The organism is Pseudomonas sp. Pseusp49, assembly GCF_059491875.1.
Genome location: NZ_CP168514.1, coordinates 4138189 through 4153902 on the forward strand (window position 1 = coordinate 4138189; position 15714 = coordinate 4153902).

General features: G+C 62.6%; 13 protein-coding genes. 4 read left to right on the top strand and 9 right to left on the bottom strand.

Annotated elements, in window-relative coordinates; translation table 11 throughout:
* Window positions 1-7 precede the first annotated feature (7 nt).
* From ACEN83_RS18485 to ACEN83_RS18495, 3 genes are read right to left on the bottom strand one after another with little or no spacing between them, the layout of a single operon-like run.
* Window positions 8-1486, bottom strand: a complete 1479-nt coding sequence (locus ACEN83_RS18485; protein ID WP_495578000.1) for an efflux transporter outer membrane subunit — start codon at window positions 1484-1486, stop codon at window positions 8-10.
* A gap of 19 nt (window positions 1487-1505) precedes the next feature.
* Complete coding sequence (locus tag ACEN83_RS18490; protein ID WP_495578001.1) at window positions 1506-3002, bottom strand: DHA2 family efflux MFS transporter permease subunit; 1497 nt, start codon at window positions 3000-3002, stop codon at window positions 1506-1508.
* Window positions 3002-4138, bottom strand: a complete 1137-nt coding sequence (locus ACEN83_RS18495) for an HlyD family secretion protein (protein WP_495578002.1) — start codon at window positions 4136-4138, stop codon at window positions 3002-3004. The genes ACEN83_RS18490 and ACEN83_RS18495 overlap by 1 nt, the downstream gene beginning before the upstream one ends.
* A gap of 260 nt (window positions 4139-4398) precedes the next feature.
* Between ACEN83_RS18495 and ACEN83_RS18500 the strand changes: the two genes are divergently transcribed.
* A complete protein-coding gene (locus tag ACEN83_RS18500) occupies window positions 4399-5025 on the top strand; it encodes a TetR/AcrR family transcriptional regulator (RefSeq protein WP_495578003.1) in 627 nt (208 codons plus the stop codon).
* Window positions 5018-5539, top strand: a complete 522-nt coding sequence (gene mug, locus ACEN83_RS18505; protein WP_495578004.1) for a G/U mismatch-specific DNA glycosylase — start codon at window positions 5018-5020, stop codon at window positions 5537-5539. Before ACEN83_RS18500 ends, mug begins: the two co-directional genes overlap by 8 nt.
* A 145-nt stretch (window positions 5540-5684) precedes the next feature.
* Here the strand turns inward: mug and ACEN83_RS18510 are convergent, their stop codons facing one another.
* A complete protein-coding gene (locus ACEN83_RS18510; RefSeq protein ID WP_495578005.1) occupies window positions 5685-6767 on the bottom strand; it encodes a sterol desaturase family protein in 1083 nt (360 codons plus the stop codon).
* 77 nt (window positions 6768-6844) lie between these two features.
* A complete protein-coding gene (locus ACEN83_RS18515) occupies window positions 6845-7507 on the bottom strand; it encodes a hypothetical protein (protein ID WP_258681462.1) in 663 nt (220 codons plus the stop codon).
* Window positions 7508-7658: 151 nt separating this feature from the next.
* Between ACEN83_RS18515 and ACEN83_RS18520 the strand changes: the two genes are divergently transcribed.
* Together ACEN83_RS18520 and ACEN83_RS18525 are read left to right on the top strand one after the other, a co-directional pair.
* Window positions 7659-8030, top strand: coding sequence for a DUF3302 domain-containing protein (locus ACEN83_RS18520; protein ID WP_007976137.1), 372 nt, complete (start codon window positions 7659-7661; stop codon window positions 8028-8030).
* 3 nt (window positions 8031-8033) lie between these two features.
* A complete protein-coding gene (locus ACEN83_RS18525) occupies window positions 8034-8993 on the top strand; it encodes an HlyD family secretion protein (protein ID WP_495578006.1) in 960 nt (319 codons plus the stop codon).
* 22 nt (window positions 8994-9015) lie between these two features.
* On the opposite strand, the gene ACEN83_RS18530 is transcribed toward ACEN83_RS18525, so the two are convergent.
* The 4 genes from ACEN83_RS18530 to ACEN83_RS18545 all read right to left on the bottom strand — a co-directional run bounded on the left by ACEN83_RS18530 (window position 9016) and on the right by ACEN83_RS18545 (window position 15484).
* Window positions 9016-10998, bottom strand: a complete 1983-nt coding sequence (locus ACEN83_RS18530) for a methyl-accepting chemotaxis protein (protein ID WP_495578007.1) — start codon at window positions 10996-10998, stop codon at window positions 9016-9018.
* A 258-nt stretch (window positions 10999-11256) separates the two neighbouring features.
* Window positions 11257-11382 carry a hypothetical protein gene (locus ACEN83_RS18535; RefSeq protein WP_007976134.1) on the bottom strand — a complete coding sequence of 42 codons (126 nt, stop codon included), beginning with the start codon at window positions 11380-11382 and terminating at the stop codon, window positions 11257-11259.
* A gap of 189 nt (window positions 11383-11571) precedes the next feature.
* The gene (locus ACEN83_RS18540; protein WP_007976132.1) at window positions 11572-11718 is read right to left on the bottom strand and encodes a hypothetical protein; all 147 of its coding nucleotides are present in this window, start codon (window positions 11716-11718) and stop codon (window positions 11572-11574) included.
* Window positions 11719-14005: 2287 nt separating this feature from the next.
* Complete coding sequence (locus ACEN83_RS18545) at window positions 14006-15484, bottom strand: aldehyde dehydrogenase family protein (RefSeq protein ID WP_495580889.1); 1479 nt, start codon at window positions 15482-15484, stop codon at window positions 14006-14008.
* Window positions 15485-15714: the final 230 nt, after the last annotated feature.

Consider the following 15714-nt stretch of genomic DNA (forward strand, 5'->3'; position numbering starts at 1 on the left):
GCAGCCATTATTGATACGAAGGTGTCTGCCCGTCGCCAGAGGCAACGCGTTGCTCGAAGGTCCCGACAGCGTTACCGCCCAGGGCAACAAACAGCTGCACGGTGTCGAGGTACTGCGCGGTATTCACGCGGATCTGTCCCAGCAGTGCCTGCTCATAGGCACGCTCCGCTTCCAGGACCTGGAGGATGCTGTTCTCGCCTTGCGCGAAGGCCTGCTGGTTCAACTGCAAACTGTTTTCGGCCGCGCGCAAGGCGTCGGTCTGGGCCAGGTGTTCTTCGGCGTCATGGTTGATCGCCTGCAAGGTGTCGGCGACCTGCCCGAACGAGTTGATGACCGTCTGTTGGTATCCGGCGAGCGTCGCCTTGTAGCCGTCGACGGCGGCCTGCTGCTGTGCCTTGAGCGTGCCGCCATCGAAGATCGGCCCGGCCAGCCCGGCAGCGAAACCCCAGAGTGCCGCGCCGCCGTTGCCCGAGGCCGCCTGCGCCAGAGAGGCCGACAACGTGACATGGGGATAGCGGTTCGCCGTCGCCACGCCCACCGCCGCGCTGGCCATGTGCAGTTGCGCCTCGGCCTGCAGCACATCCGGGCGGTCATGGGCCATTTCCGAAGGCAGGCTGACCGGCAGGTTCGACGGCAGGGCGAACTCGCTCAAGTCGAAGTCGGGAGCGATCCAGTCCGCCGGCCCCTTCCCTGTCAGGATCGACAGCGCATGGCGGGCCGCATCGCGCTGCTGAGCGAGGGGCGGCAACAGCGTGCGATCCTGGGCGAGCCGGGTCTCGGCCAGCGACACATCGATCTGCGTGGTGCTGCCGTTGAGGTGCGCCATGCGCACCAGTTCCAGGTTTTTCGCATCGTTGGCGAGCAGTTTTTCCACGGCCTGCATCTGCGCGTTGGCCGAGGCCAACAGCAAGGCCTGGCTGGCAACGTTGCCGGTCAATGTCAGGTACGCCGCTTCGTAGCGGTGTTTTTGCAGTGCGGCAAACGCCTGCTGCTGCTCAACCAGACGCTGGTTGCCGCCGAACACATCAAGGTCGAAGCCCACTCGCGGTCCGATCGCATAGAAGTTGGAAATGGAGGGTTCCTTGGTGTTGTGCACCCGTTGACGACCGGCCACGGCGCCGAAATCGACCTGCGGATACAACGCCCCCTGGGCCGCAGCGACAGACGAAGCGGCCTGGCGGATCGTTGCGTCGGCGGCCACCAGGTCCAGGTTGCCGTCGATGGCACGACGCACCACGTTGTCGAGTTTCTGCGAGCGAAAGGCCGTCCACCAATCGCCACTGACCTTCTTGCCAAGGTCGATGCGAGGGGCTGCACCCTGGGCAAGACGCTGCTCGGCCTGTGTGTCGTAGTGCTGCGATGTACTCGCCGGCGGTGTTTGATAGTCGGGGCCAACGGTGCAAGCCGTCAGCAAGAAAAGCAGCGACAGCGCCGCGATCTTCGTTTGCAGCACGTATCGGGTGATGACCAGCGCACAGGATTTCATTTGGCGAACTCCACGAAAACTAATTGGCCGCAACAGGCTTGCGAAGAAACAACACCAGCGGGCTCACCACCAGCATCACCACCATCAGGATTTTGAACTGATCGACCACGGCGATGAACGCGGCCTGGCCGGTGATCATTTCGTTGAGCCCCTCCAGCACCTGCAACGGCGCCGAGGTCAGCGAATGCGCAGCGGCGCGGTACGGCGTGAGGTTGCTGACCAGCGCCGTGTGCATGGCCTGGGTGTTGTTGAAGAAAAACAGCTGCACGATCGCCACCCCCAGCGTGCTGCCGTAGACCCGGGCCAGATTGAACAGGCCGGTGCCTTCGACCCGCAGCGCGGGGTCGAGGGTACTGAACGCGACGTTGCTCACCGCCGGCATCAGGATGCCCAGGCCCGCGCCCTGGATCGCGCCGGCGACCGCCACGGGCCACTCGTCCATCAGCGGCGAATAGGCGAGCATCAGCCAGTTGGCATAGACCACGATGGCGATTCCGGCTGCCACAAAGAGGCGACGGTCGAAGCGCGCGGGCAGCCGCCCCATCAGCAGGAAGGCGCCGACCAGGCCCATGCCACGCGGGATCGTCAAGGCGCCCGTGGTGTCCGGCGGGTAGCCGAGAATCTCGTCGAGCATCGGCGAGGTCAGGGCCATGGTCGACAACAGCACGAAACCGAGGGCGAAAAAGATCACCGTCGACAGCACGAAGTTGCGGTCCTTGAGCAGGCGCTTGTTGAGGAAATGCACGTTCGAAGTCAGCACATGCACCACGAACAGATAGAGCCCCAGCGCCGACGCCACAGCTTCGAGCCAGATCTCGGGCGAGGCGAACCAGTCCAGTCGCTCACCCCGGTCGAGCAGCATCTGCAGGCTGATCAGGCCGAGGGTGAAGGTGCCGAAACCGAAGAAATCGAACGCCGGAGGTTTTTCGGCTTTCTTCTCGGTCAACAACAGCGCCGCCACCAGGAAGATAAACAGCGACAGTGGCACGCTGAGGTAGAACATCGGGCGCCAGCCGAAATGTTCGGCGATCCAGCCACCGATACTCGGGCCGCTGACGATGCCGAACAGTACGATGGCGGTCCAGCTCACGCCGAACTTCGCACGCTTTTCCGGCGGCAAGGTTTCCAGGGCGATCGCCATCGACAGCGGCGCCAGTACGCCGCTGGCAATGCCTTGAACGATGCGCGCGCCGACGAATTCCAGCGGCGTCGTCGCCACCGTGGCGAGCAGCAAGCCCAGGACAAACAACGCCAGCGCCGACTGATACACCCACTTCAAGCCAAAGCGTGCGGCCAGCCACTGGGCCAGCGGCATGCTGATCGCACTCGCGGCCAGGTACGAGGTGAAAATCCAGCCCGCCTGATCGTCGGTCATCGACAGGCTGCCCTGAATCAACCTGAGTGCCGCGTTCGGCAACGGCAGGTTGGCCGACTGCATGTAGGTCGCCAGCAAGGCGGCGAACCTGAGCGAGCGCGCACCCTCCCCGCCGGGGTTTACTATCGATTGGGCGTTCATCAGAAGTTACCTGCGGTCAGCAACGCCTTGAGCGGATGCCACCAGGGGCTGCGAAACCGGGTGTCGATCCTCACCGTGGCGCTGGTCCCGGAGAACAGCGGCAGCGCCGGGTCCACTTCGTCGAGCTCAAGCCGTACCGGCACCCGCTGCGTCACCTTGACCCAATTGCCGGTCGCGTTCTCCGGCGGCAGCAGGGCGAAATCCGACCCGGCCCCCGGGCTCATGCTGGTGACGTGGGCCTTGAACACGCGATCCGGGTAGGTATCGATGCGGATGGTGGCTTGCTGGCCAGGGCGCATGTGGGTCACATCCGTTTCGCGGAAATTGGCCTCGATCCAGATCTCGTGCCCGGACAGCAAGGCAAAGGCCGGCGCGCCGTTGTTCAGGTAGTTGCCCACCTGCAGGTCGTCGACCTTGGCCACGATGCCGTCCTGCGGCGCGTATACCGTGGTGTACGAGAGGTACAACTGCGCCTCGTCGAGCTGCGCCCGGGCCTCGCGCACCGTCGGGTGGCTATCGGCCTCGATGTTCGGATTGCCGTTCAGGGCCACCACGGTGCTGGCGATCTGTTGCTCGATGGACGCGATCCGTTGCCGCGCCACCTTCACGTCGGTGTCGGCCCGTTCGTAGATCGACTTCGAAACGAACTCGGTCGCGACCAGTGCTTTCTTGCGGGCAAAATCCTTCTGGTCGAAGTCAGCCGACTCTTTCGCCGCTTGCAGTTCCGCCTGTTGCTGGCGATAGCTGGCCTTGAGTCCGTCGATCCGCAGCCGCGCCACGCTCAGTTGCGCTTGCGCACGGTCGACGGCGATCTGGAAGGGTTTCGGATCGATCCGGAACAGCACCTGGCCCTTGCTGACCTGCTGATTGTCCTCGACGGCAATCTCGACCACTTGCCCGGAGATCCGCGCATTGATCGACGCCTTGGCCACGCGGGCGTAAGCGTTGTCGGTCGATACATAGGCCTGGCCCGACACATGGTGGGCATAGCCCAGCGCCGCGAACAGGAGTGGAACACCCACCATCAGCCAGGGACGCAAGGTCTGTCTCAGGGGTTTTCGGGTGGGCGCGCCGGCCGGGTTGGGGCCAGGCTGCCCGAAGGTCTGTGAAGCCGGGATATCGAACGCTTTGGTCATGATCGAGTTCACCTTTAGCCGGGTAATCGGGCCAGCATCGGCAACAAGTGCCGGTGGCCCGCAGGTCAATAAATGCTGAAAAGAAGCAAGCCCGTGCGCGGTCGGGAGGATCGCTCCCAGCGCGTCGGTTTCGTCGCCGCAGCACTCGGTTCGAGCCCGGCTACAACAAACCCTGGATCAAGGAATTTCTGATTCCTTAATTTTGTGCGATGGTGTAAGAATATCCCTCGACCCATCACCCCACAAGGATTTTGTACTACATGGCACAAAATAAATCGACAGAGGGCAAAGGCCGCGGCCGCCCTCGGGCCTACGACCCGCAGACCGCGTTGCAGCAGGCACTGGGTGTGTTCTGGAACACCGGTTATTCCGGTGCGTCCCTGGACAGCATCGCCACCGCCGCCGGCATGAACCGCCCCAGCCTCTATGCCGCGTTCGGCGACAAGCACGCGCTCTACATCAAAGCGCTGGAGCAATATTGGGAATTTGCCGCGGCGGCCATGCAGGAGGCGCTGACGGACCTGAACCTGCCGCTGGCCGAGGCCTTGCAGCGTTTCTACGAGGGGCAGTTATCGATTTACTTCTCAGGCGATGGCCAGCCTCGCGGTTGCTTCGCCATCGGCACGGCAACCACCGAAGCCGTCGAGGACCCGCAGATTCGCGAAGTGCTGTCCGACCGTTTGAGCCGGCTGGATGCCGATCTGGAAGTACGCCTGCAAGCGGCGAAAAATGCCGGCGAGTTGAAAGACGATGCCGACCCGGCCGCCCTTGCCGTGCTCGCCTCGTCCCTGCTGCACAGCATTTCGATCCGTGCCCGGGCCGGTAAATCCCGAGACGAGCTGACAGGGCTCGCACGCCAGGCGATCAGAGTGATCTGCGGTGAGTGAAAGACTCGAGGATATTCTTGCCGAGGAGCTTGCCGTGATCTTTTGCGGCATCAATCCCGGCATGACTGCCGCCGCCCAAGGGCACCATTTTGCCGGGCGCGGCAATCGCTTCTGGCGCACGCTCCATCTCGCCGGGTTTACGCCTGAGCAGGTGCAACCGGAAAACGACCGGACGCTCTTGCGCTATCAATGCGGCTTGACCGCGGTGGTCGAGCGGCCGACGGCCAGCGCCGATCAATTGTCCTTGCACGAGTTCAGCGCCGCCGCAGCGGGCTTCGAACAGAAAATCGCCCGCCATGCGCCGCGTTTCGTGGCATTCCTGGGCAAGGCGGCGTATTGCGCGCTGTCCGGTCAGCGCGAGGTTGCCTGGGGCCTTCAAGCGAAAACGTTCGGCAACGCTGCGGTCTGGGTCCTGCCGAACCCCAGCGGCAGAAATCGTGCGTTCAGCCTTGAGCAACTGGTCGCGGCGTACCGCGAGCTGCGCCTGGCCGTCGACGAAAACCGGCCGCAGTGATCACGCCGGAGGAATCGTCGCCAGCACACCGATCAGGATGGTCAATACCAGAAAACCGCCGAGAAAAATCGTCATCTTGGCCATGCGGCCTCCCACACTATGAATTGGCGGTACAGCGAGCGCCGAATGCGGCCGTACCGGAGATTTATTGTGGGCTGGCGGCTGTATCCGTTACAGAGGCAGATTGCACTGAAAAATACGGATCAGATGCGCTTTGAGGCTGTGCTTTCGGGCGTATGGCACAGAGGAGTTTGCCGGCAACGTCCACAAAAGGCGTGACGATCAAACCCTTCATCGTCAGGTAACGCTCGTGATCCTGTTCCCCGGTGCCGAAGGCGATGACCTCGGGTGTGGGCCGGGTGACGTACAGCGTGCCGAACATCCAGTCCCACAGCGACAGGTTGATGCCGAAGTTCTTGTTGAAGTGTCGTGGCGCATCGCTGTGATGAATCTGGTGTTGCGCCGGGCTGCTCAGCACCCGTTCGAGCACCGGTCCGAAGGACAACCAGACATGGCTGTGACGCAGGTTGGCCGCCAGGCTGTTGAAGATGAACACCATGTAGGTCACGCCAAACAAGGTGTAGCGGCTGATCTCTCCCCCGCAGGCGTACCAGAAGACACCGGCAAAGGCGCCGACACAGATGATGTCCGTGAGCTTTTCGACCACCTCTTCCAGAAAGTGCACGCGGCTGGCCGTCGCCGGCACCAGCACGGGTGCCGAATGATGGACTTTGTGGAAGGCCCACAGATACCGCGAATGAAACGCGCGATGGCCCCAGTAATGGCTGAAATCCTTGACCAGGAATACCCCCAGTCCATAGAGCAGGGTCAGCGCCAGGTGCTCCTCCACTTGCGTGCGCGCGCCCCACAGTCGGGTGAAGAAGGCGATGTAGTCCGCCGAGCGCAACACGTACGGGTCGACCAGAGCGACCATGGGCAGCACCAGGACAACCTTGAGGATGGCCAGTACGAAGTAATAGCGGTAGTCGAGCAGCGCCGAGCGGTGCAGGTAAACCCGGCTGCCACCGATGAACTCAACGAACGAGCGCGCGTCGGTCAAACCCCGGGATTTGCGGTGCCGGAACAGGCAATAAGCGACGCTGTAAGACATGCAGAGAAAGGATAGACCGAGTCTGCCGTTGAAGTCGAAAATGCCCAGGAACTGCCGGGTGACCGGCTCGATCACCCACTGGGATAAATAAAGATGGATTGCGGCAAGAACATCCATACCGGGCTGCCCGACGTAAATGGAAGGGCAATTGTAAATGAGAATGAGTCTTTAGTGTGTTGAATTATGTCCAGTTGTCAGCCACCCAGCGCAATGATCGCAAGGATCAGCACACCTCCCGTAGTGGCCATGATCACCCCACCCTGCCACTGCGTGGCGCCAGCGTATCTGGCGAGCATCCAGCCAGCGATGAACAGCACCACCAGTCCGATCAGGTTGGACAAGCGAATGGCGAGTGCCGTCTGGTCGAGCAGTATGAACGGCACCACCAGCGGAAAGGTCGAGCACACCACCAACAGGAAAACACCGAACGCCCCCCTGAAATCGTTCCAGCCGAGGCCGGCCCTGATCGGCAAGGGCGGCTGCTCGAGCAGCCGTCGGCGCAACAGTTCCAGGCCCTCGCTGCCGGCCGCCGTGGCGAATTGCAACGGCAGTACTTGCGCAATGAGCGCCTGGCCCGCCGCGGCGTCCGCGCCATTGCGCAGGGCCAGGTACAGTTTGATCCGGCGCGTGCGCTCGACCAGTGCGCGCAACAGGTACATGACCGCATCGGCCAGTCCCCAGGCGAGATTGCAACCGAGCGCGGCCAGCATCATCGTGCGCTCGGCGGCCTGGTCTGCCGTGGCCACGCTGATGGTGCCGGTGAACGTCATGGCCATCAACAGGCCGAAGATCACCTCGGTAATACGCTCGACAGGGTCAAGTACAGGCGCCCTTTCGAATTGACCATTGCCTGGCATGAGTACACCTCCCCTTGGGCTAACTGCACGATACCGGTCGACGCATCGGCCAGGCACCGGTTGCCCGGGCTGGATATCCGCATCCCAGTCAAGTGTAGATTGAACGACTACACTCATGCGCACACGTTACCTGCTTCAATAGGAGTGATTCATGCTTGATTACTTCGCGCTGGGCCTGCTGATCTTTGTCGGGCTCGTTTTGTTCTACGGGATCATCCTGCTTCACGACATCCCCTATGAAATTGCCGTCCACCGCAACCACCCTCACCAGGATGCGATCCACGCCACCGGCTGGGTCAGCCTGTTCACCCTGCACGCGCTCTGGCCGTTCCTGTGGATCTGGGCGATGGCCTATCGGGAAGACCGGGGCTGGGGTTTCAGTGACGGACACTCAGCCAAGAGCCATGTGGTTCACCTCGAACAACAGGTCGCCGAACTGCAAGGCCGCATCGAGCGCCTCGAGACGGCGACGGGCACGACGCAGAGCAGGCGGCCAACGGACAATCTCGGCGAGGGCATTTGAGCCATGGATCTCTTACTCATACTGACGTATGCGGCACTCTGCGTTGCCATCTTCAAGATCTTCCGCATCCCGCTGAACAAATGGACGGTGCCCACGGCGGTGCTGGGCGGGATCGTGATTATCGGCGCGCTGATTTTCACGATGAACTACAACCACCCCTACTCCGAGGTGGCGCGTTCCTATTTCGTATCGGTTCCGGTGATTCCCGTGGTCAGTGGCCAGGTGATCGACGTGCCGGTCAAGACCAACCAGCCCCTGGAAAAAGGCGATGTGCTGTTTCGCATCGACCCGGCGCCTTTCGACTACCGGGTCAAATCCCTCAAGGCACAACTGATTGCCGCCCAGGCCGATCGTGTGCGGATCACCGAGTTGATCAAGCGTAATTTCAGCACTCAACGGGAACTGGATATGGTGGTCGCCCGGACCGACGACCTGAAGGCACAACTGGACAACGCACAGTACGAACTCGACAACACCACGGTGCGTGCGCCCAGCAAAGGCTTCGTCACCCATGTTTCGCTGCGTCCAGGCATGATGGCGACCAAACTGCCGCTGCGCCCCTCGATGGTGTTCATTCCCGCCGAAGGTCATTACTTCTCGGCATGGATGCGCCAGAACAGCCTGTTGCGCCTGACCGAGGGCGATGAGGCCGAAGTCGCTTTTGACGGCATTCCCGGGAAGGTGTTCGAAGGCAAGGTCAAGACCGTGGTGTCGGTCATCGCCGAAGGCCAGATCCAGCCGTCGGGCACGCTGATCGGTTTCACCGGTTCGCCACCGGCCGGCCGGGTACCGGTGATCATTGAAATCACCGATCCCGACTATGCCCAGTATGCCGACCTGATGCCCGGCGGTGCCTACGGCCAGGCGGCGTTGTACAGCCAGCATTTCCATCACATCGCGATGATGCGCAAGATCCTCCTGCGCATGGCTGCCTGGATGAACTACATCTTTCCGTTCCACTAACCCGCTAGCGTCGGCAACGGGCTCAATCCTTGAATTGAGTCAGTTGCCGGCTCAGCGAACCGGCCTGGTCGCGCAGTTGCAACGACTGATCGAGCAGGCTGCGGATCGCGTGATCGTTCTGCTCGGAAATCCGACTCACACCCTGGATCGCGACGGACAATTGCTCCCCCGTCGCGGCCTGGCTCTGGGTCTGGCGCGCCACTTCGCTGATGCGCGTCAGAATGTCCTGGGCATGCTGGCGGATCTGGTCCACCCCCTGCGCCGACGTGGTCAGTTGCACGACACCCTGACGCACCGCCTCACCGACCTGCTGCACGTTGGCGACGGTGTTGCGCACGTCCGAACCGATGGCCCCGATCATCTCGCCGATTTCCCCGGTCGAACGGCTGGTGCGCTCGGCCAGTTGCCGCACTTCATCGGCCACCACGGCAAACCCGCGCCCCTGCTCCCCTGCCCGCGCCGCTTCAATCGCCGCGTTGAGCGCGAGCAAATTGGTCTGGTCGGCGATGCTGCGGATCACCGCAATGATGCCGGCGATCTGCTGCGAACGTTTTTCCAGGTCGCCCACGGCGCCGGCCACCACATCCATGGTCTGGTCGATGTGGGTGATGCCGGCGAGGGTCTGGCTCATGTCCCCGGAGATATGCGTGGTCAGCATCTCGGTATTGCGCGCCAGTTGTTCCACGTCCTCGGCCTGCTGGGACATTTCCGTCACCGAGTGCGCCAGCGCCGTGACGCCGCTGGCCATTTCCTCGGTGGCCGTGTGTTGCGAGGTGGCGCGCTCGGCCACCGCCTGGGTGGTGTCGCCCAAGTGCGTGGATATCTGCATCAGCGTCGCGCTGCTGTGGCGGATCGACCCCACCAGGTCCCCCAGGCGCTGGATGAACTGGTTGAAGGCCCCGGCCAGCTTGCCGGTTTCATCGCCGCTGCGTTGTTCGAAACGCAGGCCCAGTTCGCCGCCCCAGGCCTGGATACCTACTGTCAGGCCCGACAGCGGACGAATCTGCCATGCCAGCAAATGCCAGAGCACAATGGCCAGCGCCAACAGCGCCACCAGGCCGATGACCACCGCGGTATAGAGGAAGTGATTGATGCCGGCCATGGCTTCGGCCAGTGGATAGGCCACCATCAACGCCCAACTGTTCGGCGCCTTGCCAATGCGCACCGGTTGCAGCACATAGCCCCAGCCATCGCGCTCGAAATGATAGGGCTGGCCGGCCTTGATGGCGCTTTTGGCTTCAGCCGGCAAATCATCGGCCGGTTGTGCCAGGCGCTTGGCATCGGGATGACTGGCGTACAGCCCGTCGCTGGAGACCAGCGCACCGTAGCCTTTATAGGCATCGATTTTCGCCAACTGCCGGTTGATGTTTTCCAACGGAATGTCGACACCGGCCACCCCCAGCGCTTTGCCGCCCTGCAACAGTGGCGCCATGATCGACACCAGCATCACCTTCTGGCCGTTGCCCGTGCTGTAGACATAGGGTTCGGTCGCCCATGACTGGCGGGTGTGCAGCGGCCGGTAGTAGTACTGGTTATCGGCATTCTCCGGGGCATAACCGCTCAACGGCTCGGACTTCACCGTGCCGTTCGCGCGATTCCAGTACGTCAGGTAACGGCCCGTGGCGTCGTGGTTCGGCTGGTTGACGAAGTCACTGTCCTTGCCGTCGAACGCATTGGCTTCCCAGTATTGCCCCAGGCCCAACAGGTTCGGATTGGCCTCGAGCAACTGGCGCGTCATGGCATCGGCGGCCCGGCGCTCGACCTGCTGTTGCTGCATCGCCGTGGCGACACTGGCCAGCGACTCGGCCACGGTAAAACCGGCCCCCAGTTCAACTTCGACTTCCTTGGCATTGGCCTTGACGACGGTCTCGACCAGCGCAGAGGTATCCTTTACCGACGTGCCATAAGCGATCCAGGCAATGGAACCCAGGAGCAGCGCCATGACGACCACTGTTCCAGTCAGGGCCGTCCAGAACAACTTGAAGTGTAAAGAGCGGTTTGGCATGCACATTCTCTATTGGGCAAGGCGTCAGCCAGAGCGCCCAACGATGTGAATGCAGCTCCGCTGACCAAGGGTGATATTGTTATGCCACTATATAGAGACGCACCATCACAGTGCAATGCAAATGACCGTTCGTCTGCCACTGGAATGCGTGAGGGAAAACAGGTTGCGGCAGGACCGCAGGAGAGGAAGAGGCTCAAACCGTGGCTTGCACCCCCGCGGAGCTTGAAATATCGGGCGTGGCAATGAAGGGGTGCGGCGCTAGAGAATCCAGTGGAGCAGCAGCTGCGAGGCAATCCAGGGAGAGGCCTGGGTCACCGCCCATGCCAGCAGTGCGCACACGAACAGGTAGCCCGCAAAGAACTTGACCATCGCGCTGTTGCCCATGCTGCCCTCCCGGCTTTACAGCCTGACTGGGCGTTCAATGCGAATGCGTAACCATTACGACGCGCGTCTCACCCGTAAAGGATTTGATCGCCACAATGGTGTGCAGTTCCATTGGCTGGGTAATTCACGGGCTTGCTCACCCGTTTGCATTCGACCCGACCCGTCACCGGCGTCGGCAGCTCAGAGCGCTCAAAGAGTCAACGCCATCGCCAGTACGGCGGACAACGCCAGCATCATCAGCAACGCAACAACCATCAGACTCAACTGAGCGAGCTGCTTGTAAAGGTGGGTCGGTCTTTTCGTGATCAGATCAATGGATTTAGTCGTGGAAGCCATCACCCGTTCTCCCTTTCCCGCCGCACATGTAATAGCTCTCGTGAACAATTGGCCGGGCTGGCCGTCGGTGGCGATCTGAAAGATGACTGCACGCTGGGTGAAAGCGCGTTGTCAGCCCGTGACGTGTTCCGGGAAGGAGCATCGTGCAGGGCGGGCTTGACCTGAGCAGTAAGGCGATGGCGTTGCCTGCTGGCGTCGCTGGCTTCATTTTTTCACCCCTCGCGTCATGGGACGAAAACTGTTGCGGGTACCAAGGGGTTAAGCAACGAATGAGCCATCACTACAGGGCCAGGAAAAAGTCCAGATTAATGAACGAGCTGTTTGACGGTGTGCCAGGCGAGACGCAAGTTTGGTGAAAAAGGCCCGGTCAGGTGGGTGTAATAACCCATGTGTGGGGATAGCCGCGACCCTGGTTCACCGAGCGCTTTTGTAGGAGCGAGCCTGCTCGCGATAAACCCGAGAGCGCCGCGGGGCACCTGCCAGCCCGCGTCATCGTTGACGACCATCGCTGGCAAGCCAGCTCCCACAAGGGGACCGTGCCCACGCCAAAACTGTAGGAGCGAGCTTGCTCGCGATAAACCCGAGAGCGCCGCGGGGCACCTGCCAGCCCGCGTCATCGTTGACGACCATCGCTGGCAAGCCAGCTCCCACAAGGGGACCGTGCCCACGCCAAAACTGTAGGAGCGAGCCTGCTCGCGATAAACCCCAGAGCGCCACGGGGTACCCGCCAACCCGCATTATCGTTAACGACCATCGCTGGCAAGCCAGCTCCCACAGGGGACCGTGCCCACGCCAAAACTGTAGGAGCGAGCCTGCTCGCGATAAACCCGAGAGCGCCGCGGGGCACCTGCCAGCCCGCGTCATCGTTGACGACCATCGCTGGCAAGCCAGCTCCCACAGGGGACCGTGCCCACGCCAAAACTGTAGGAGCGAGCTTGCTCGCGATAAACCCGAGAGCGCCACGGGGTACCCGCCAACCCGCGTTATCGTTGACGACCATCGCTGGCAAGCCAGCTCCCACAAGGGGACCGTGCCCACGCCAAAACTGTAGGAGCGAGCCTGCTCGCGATAAACCCGAGAGCACCGCGGGGCACCTGCCAGCCCGCGTTATCGTTGACGACCATCGCTGGCAAGCCAGCTCCCACAGGGGACCGTGCCCACGCCAAAACTGTAGGAGCGAGCCTGCTCGCGATAAACCCCAGAGCGCCGCGGGGTACCTGCCAGCCCGCGTTATCGTTGACGACCATCGCTGGCAAGCCAGCTCCCACAAGGGGACCGTGCCCACGCCAAAACTGTAGGAGCGAGCCTGCTCGCGATAAACCCCAGAGCACCGCGGGGCACCTGCCAGCCCGCGTTATCGTTGACGACCATCGCTGGCAAGCCAGCTCCCACAGGGGACCGTGCCCACGCCAAAACTGTAGGAGCGAGCTTGCTCGCGATAAACCCGAGAGCGCCGCGGGGTACCCGCCAACCCGCGTTATCGTTGACGACCATCGCTGGCAAGCCAGCTCCCACAAGGGGACCGTGCCCACGCCAAAACTGTAGGAGCGAGCCTGCTCGCGATAAACCCGAGAGCGCCGCGGGGCACCTGCCAGCCCGCGTCATCGTTGACGACCATCGCTGGCAAGCCAGCTCCCACAAGGGGACCGTGCCCACGCCAAAACTGTAGGAGCGAGTCTGCTCGCGATAAACCCGAGAGCGCCGCGAGGCACCTGCCAGCCCGCGTTATCGTTGACGACCATCGCTGGCAAGCCAGCTCCCACAGGGGACCGTGCCCACGCCAAAACTGTAGGAGCGAGCCTGCTCGCGATAAACCCGAGAGCGCCACGGGGTACCCGCCAACCCGCGTTATCGTTGACGACCATCGCTGGCAAGCCAGCTCCCACAAGGGGACCGTGCCCACGCCAAAACTGTAGGAGCGAGCCTGCTCGCGATAAACCCCAGAGCGCCGCGGGGTACCCGCCAACCCGCGTTATCGTTGACGACCATCGCTGGCAAGCCAGCTCCCACAAGGGGACCGTGCCCACGCCAAAACTGTAGGAGCGAGCCTGCTCGCGATAAACCCGAGAGCGCCGCGGGGCACCTGCCAGCCCGCGTCATCGTTGACGACCATCGCTGGCAAGCCAGCTCCCACAGGGGACCGTGCCCATGCCAAAACTGTAGGAGCGAGCCTGCTCGCGATAAACCCGAGAGCGCCGCGGGGCACCTGCCAGCCCGCGTTATCGTTGACGACCATCGCGAGCGAGCTCGCTCCTACCTGCAGGGCACCTGCCAACCGGCGTTCACTTCACTTCAGGTACCACCCCCAGGGTTCGCCGTTGTAGCGGGTGATCTGCTTGGTTTCCAGGTAGTTGTTGTAGCCCCACTCCCCCAGTTCGCGGCCGATGCCGCTCTGCTTGTAGCCGCCCCACGGCGCTTCGACGAAGGTCGGCTGCGAGCAGTTGACCCAGACAATGCCGGCGCGAAATCCGCGAGCGACCCGTTCGCAGCGCGAGATATCCCGGGACATCACCGCGGCCGCCAGGCCGAACGGCGAGTCATTGGCCAATCGGATCGCTTCGGCTTCCGTGTCGAAGGCGCGCAGGCACACCACCGGGCCGAAGATTTCCTCACGCCACACCGAGCTGTCCTCGGGGACATCGGCGAAAATCGCCGGCGTCAGGTAGTAACCCTTTTCCAGATTGCCCGGCCGCCCACCGCCCGACACCAGCCGCGCACCCTCCTGCTGACCCGCTGCAATGGCCGCCAGCACCTTGTCCAATTGCCCCTGACTGACCAGTGGCCCGAGTTTCACCCCCTCTTCGAAACCCTGGCCGATCTGAATCTGCTCGGTCGCGGCAATCAGGCGTTCGAGCAACGCCGGGTACAATCCGCGCTCCACCAGCACCCGCGAAGTGGCTGAACAGACCTGGCCCTGGTTCCAGAAGATCCCGAACAGAATCCACTCCACGGCGGCGTCGATGTCGCTGTCGGCGAAGATCACGAAGGGTGATTTGCCGCCCAGTTCCAGGCTGATGTTTTTGATATCGTTGGCAGCCGCCTGCATGATCTTGCGCCCGGTCGGTACGCTGCCGGTGAAGGCGACTTTGTCGACATACGGGTGTTTGGCCAGCGGCGCGCCCGCCTCGCGTCCCAGGCCCGTGATCACGTTCAGCACCCCCGCCGGCAACCCTGCCTTGTCGGCGATACCCGCCAGTTCGAGGGCGGTCAATGGGGTCAGTTCCGATTGCTTGAGCACGACGGTGCAACCTGCCGCCAGCGCCGGGGCCACTTTCCACGAGGCCATCAACATCGGGAAATTCCACGGGATGATCGCCGCGACCACACCGACCGGCTCCTTGATCACCGATGACGTGAAGCGCGCATCCGGCACATCGATCGACTGTTCACCCTGTTGATCCGACTGTTCGGCCAACCCGGCATAGAAGTCGAAACAACCAGCGGTGTCGGCGATGTCCCACAATGCTTCCGGCAATGGCTTGCCGTTGTCGCGCACTTCGATGGCGGCCAGTTCGTCCTGACGGTGGCGAATGCCCTCGGCGATACGGCGCAGGACCTCGGCCCGTTGCGCGCCGGACCAGCGTGGCCAGTCACCCTCATCAAACGCCGAACGCGCGGCCGCCACCGCCCGGTCGACGTCCTCGAACGTGGCAGAAGCGACCCGCGCCAGCACCGATTCGTCACTCGGATCGAGCGTATCGAAAACACCGCGTTGAACCGGGGCAACCCACTCTCCGCCGATGTACAACCGTTGATAGTCACCCATGGCACACTCCTTGATCCTGCGCTGCCGACGCTGCTGGTACAGCTGTTCGGCGACCTGCAATTGCTCGCGGTCATTGACCCCGAGCACGTCGGTTTCCTCCACTTCCACGGCAGTCACCATCAGCCCCGCCTCGTTGGCCACCGCCACCGCATCGGTGAGGTAGTACTCGCCCTGGGCATTGCGGTTGCCGATCCGCTCCAGCAACCACAGGCAGGTATCGGCCCGCAGGC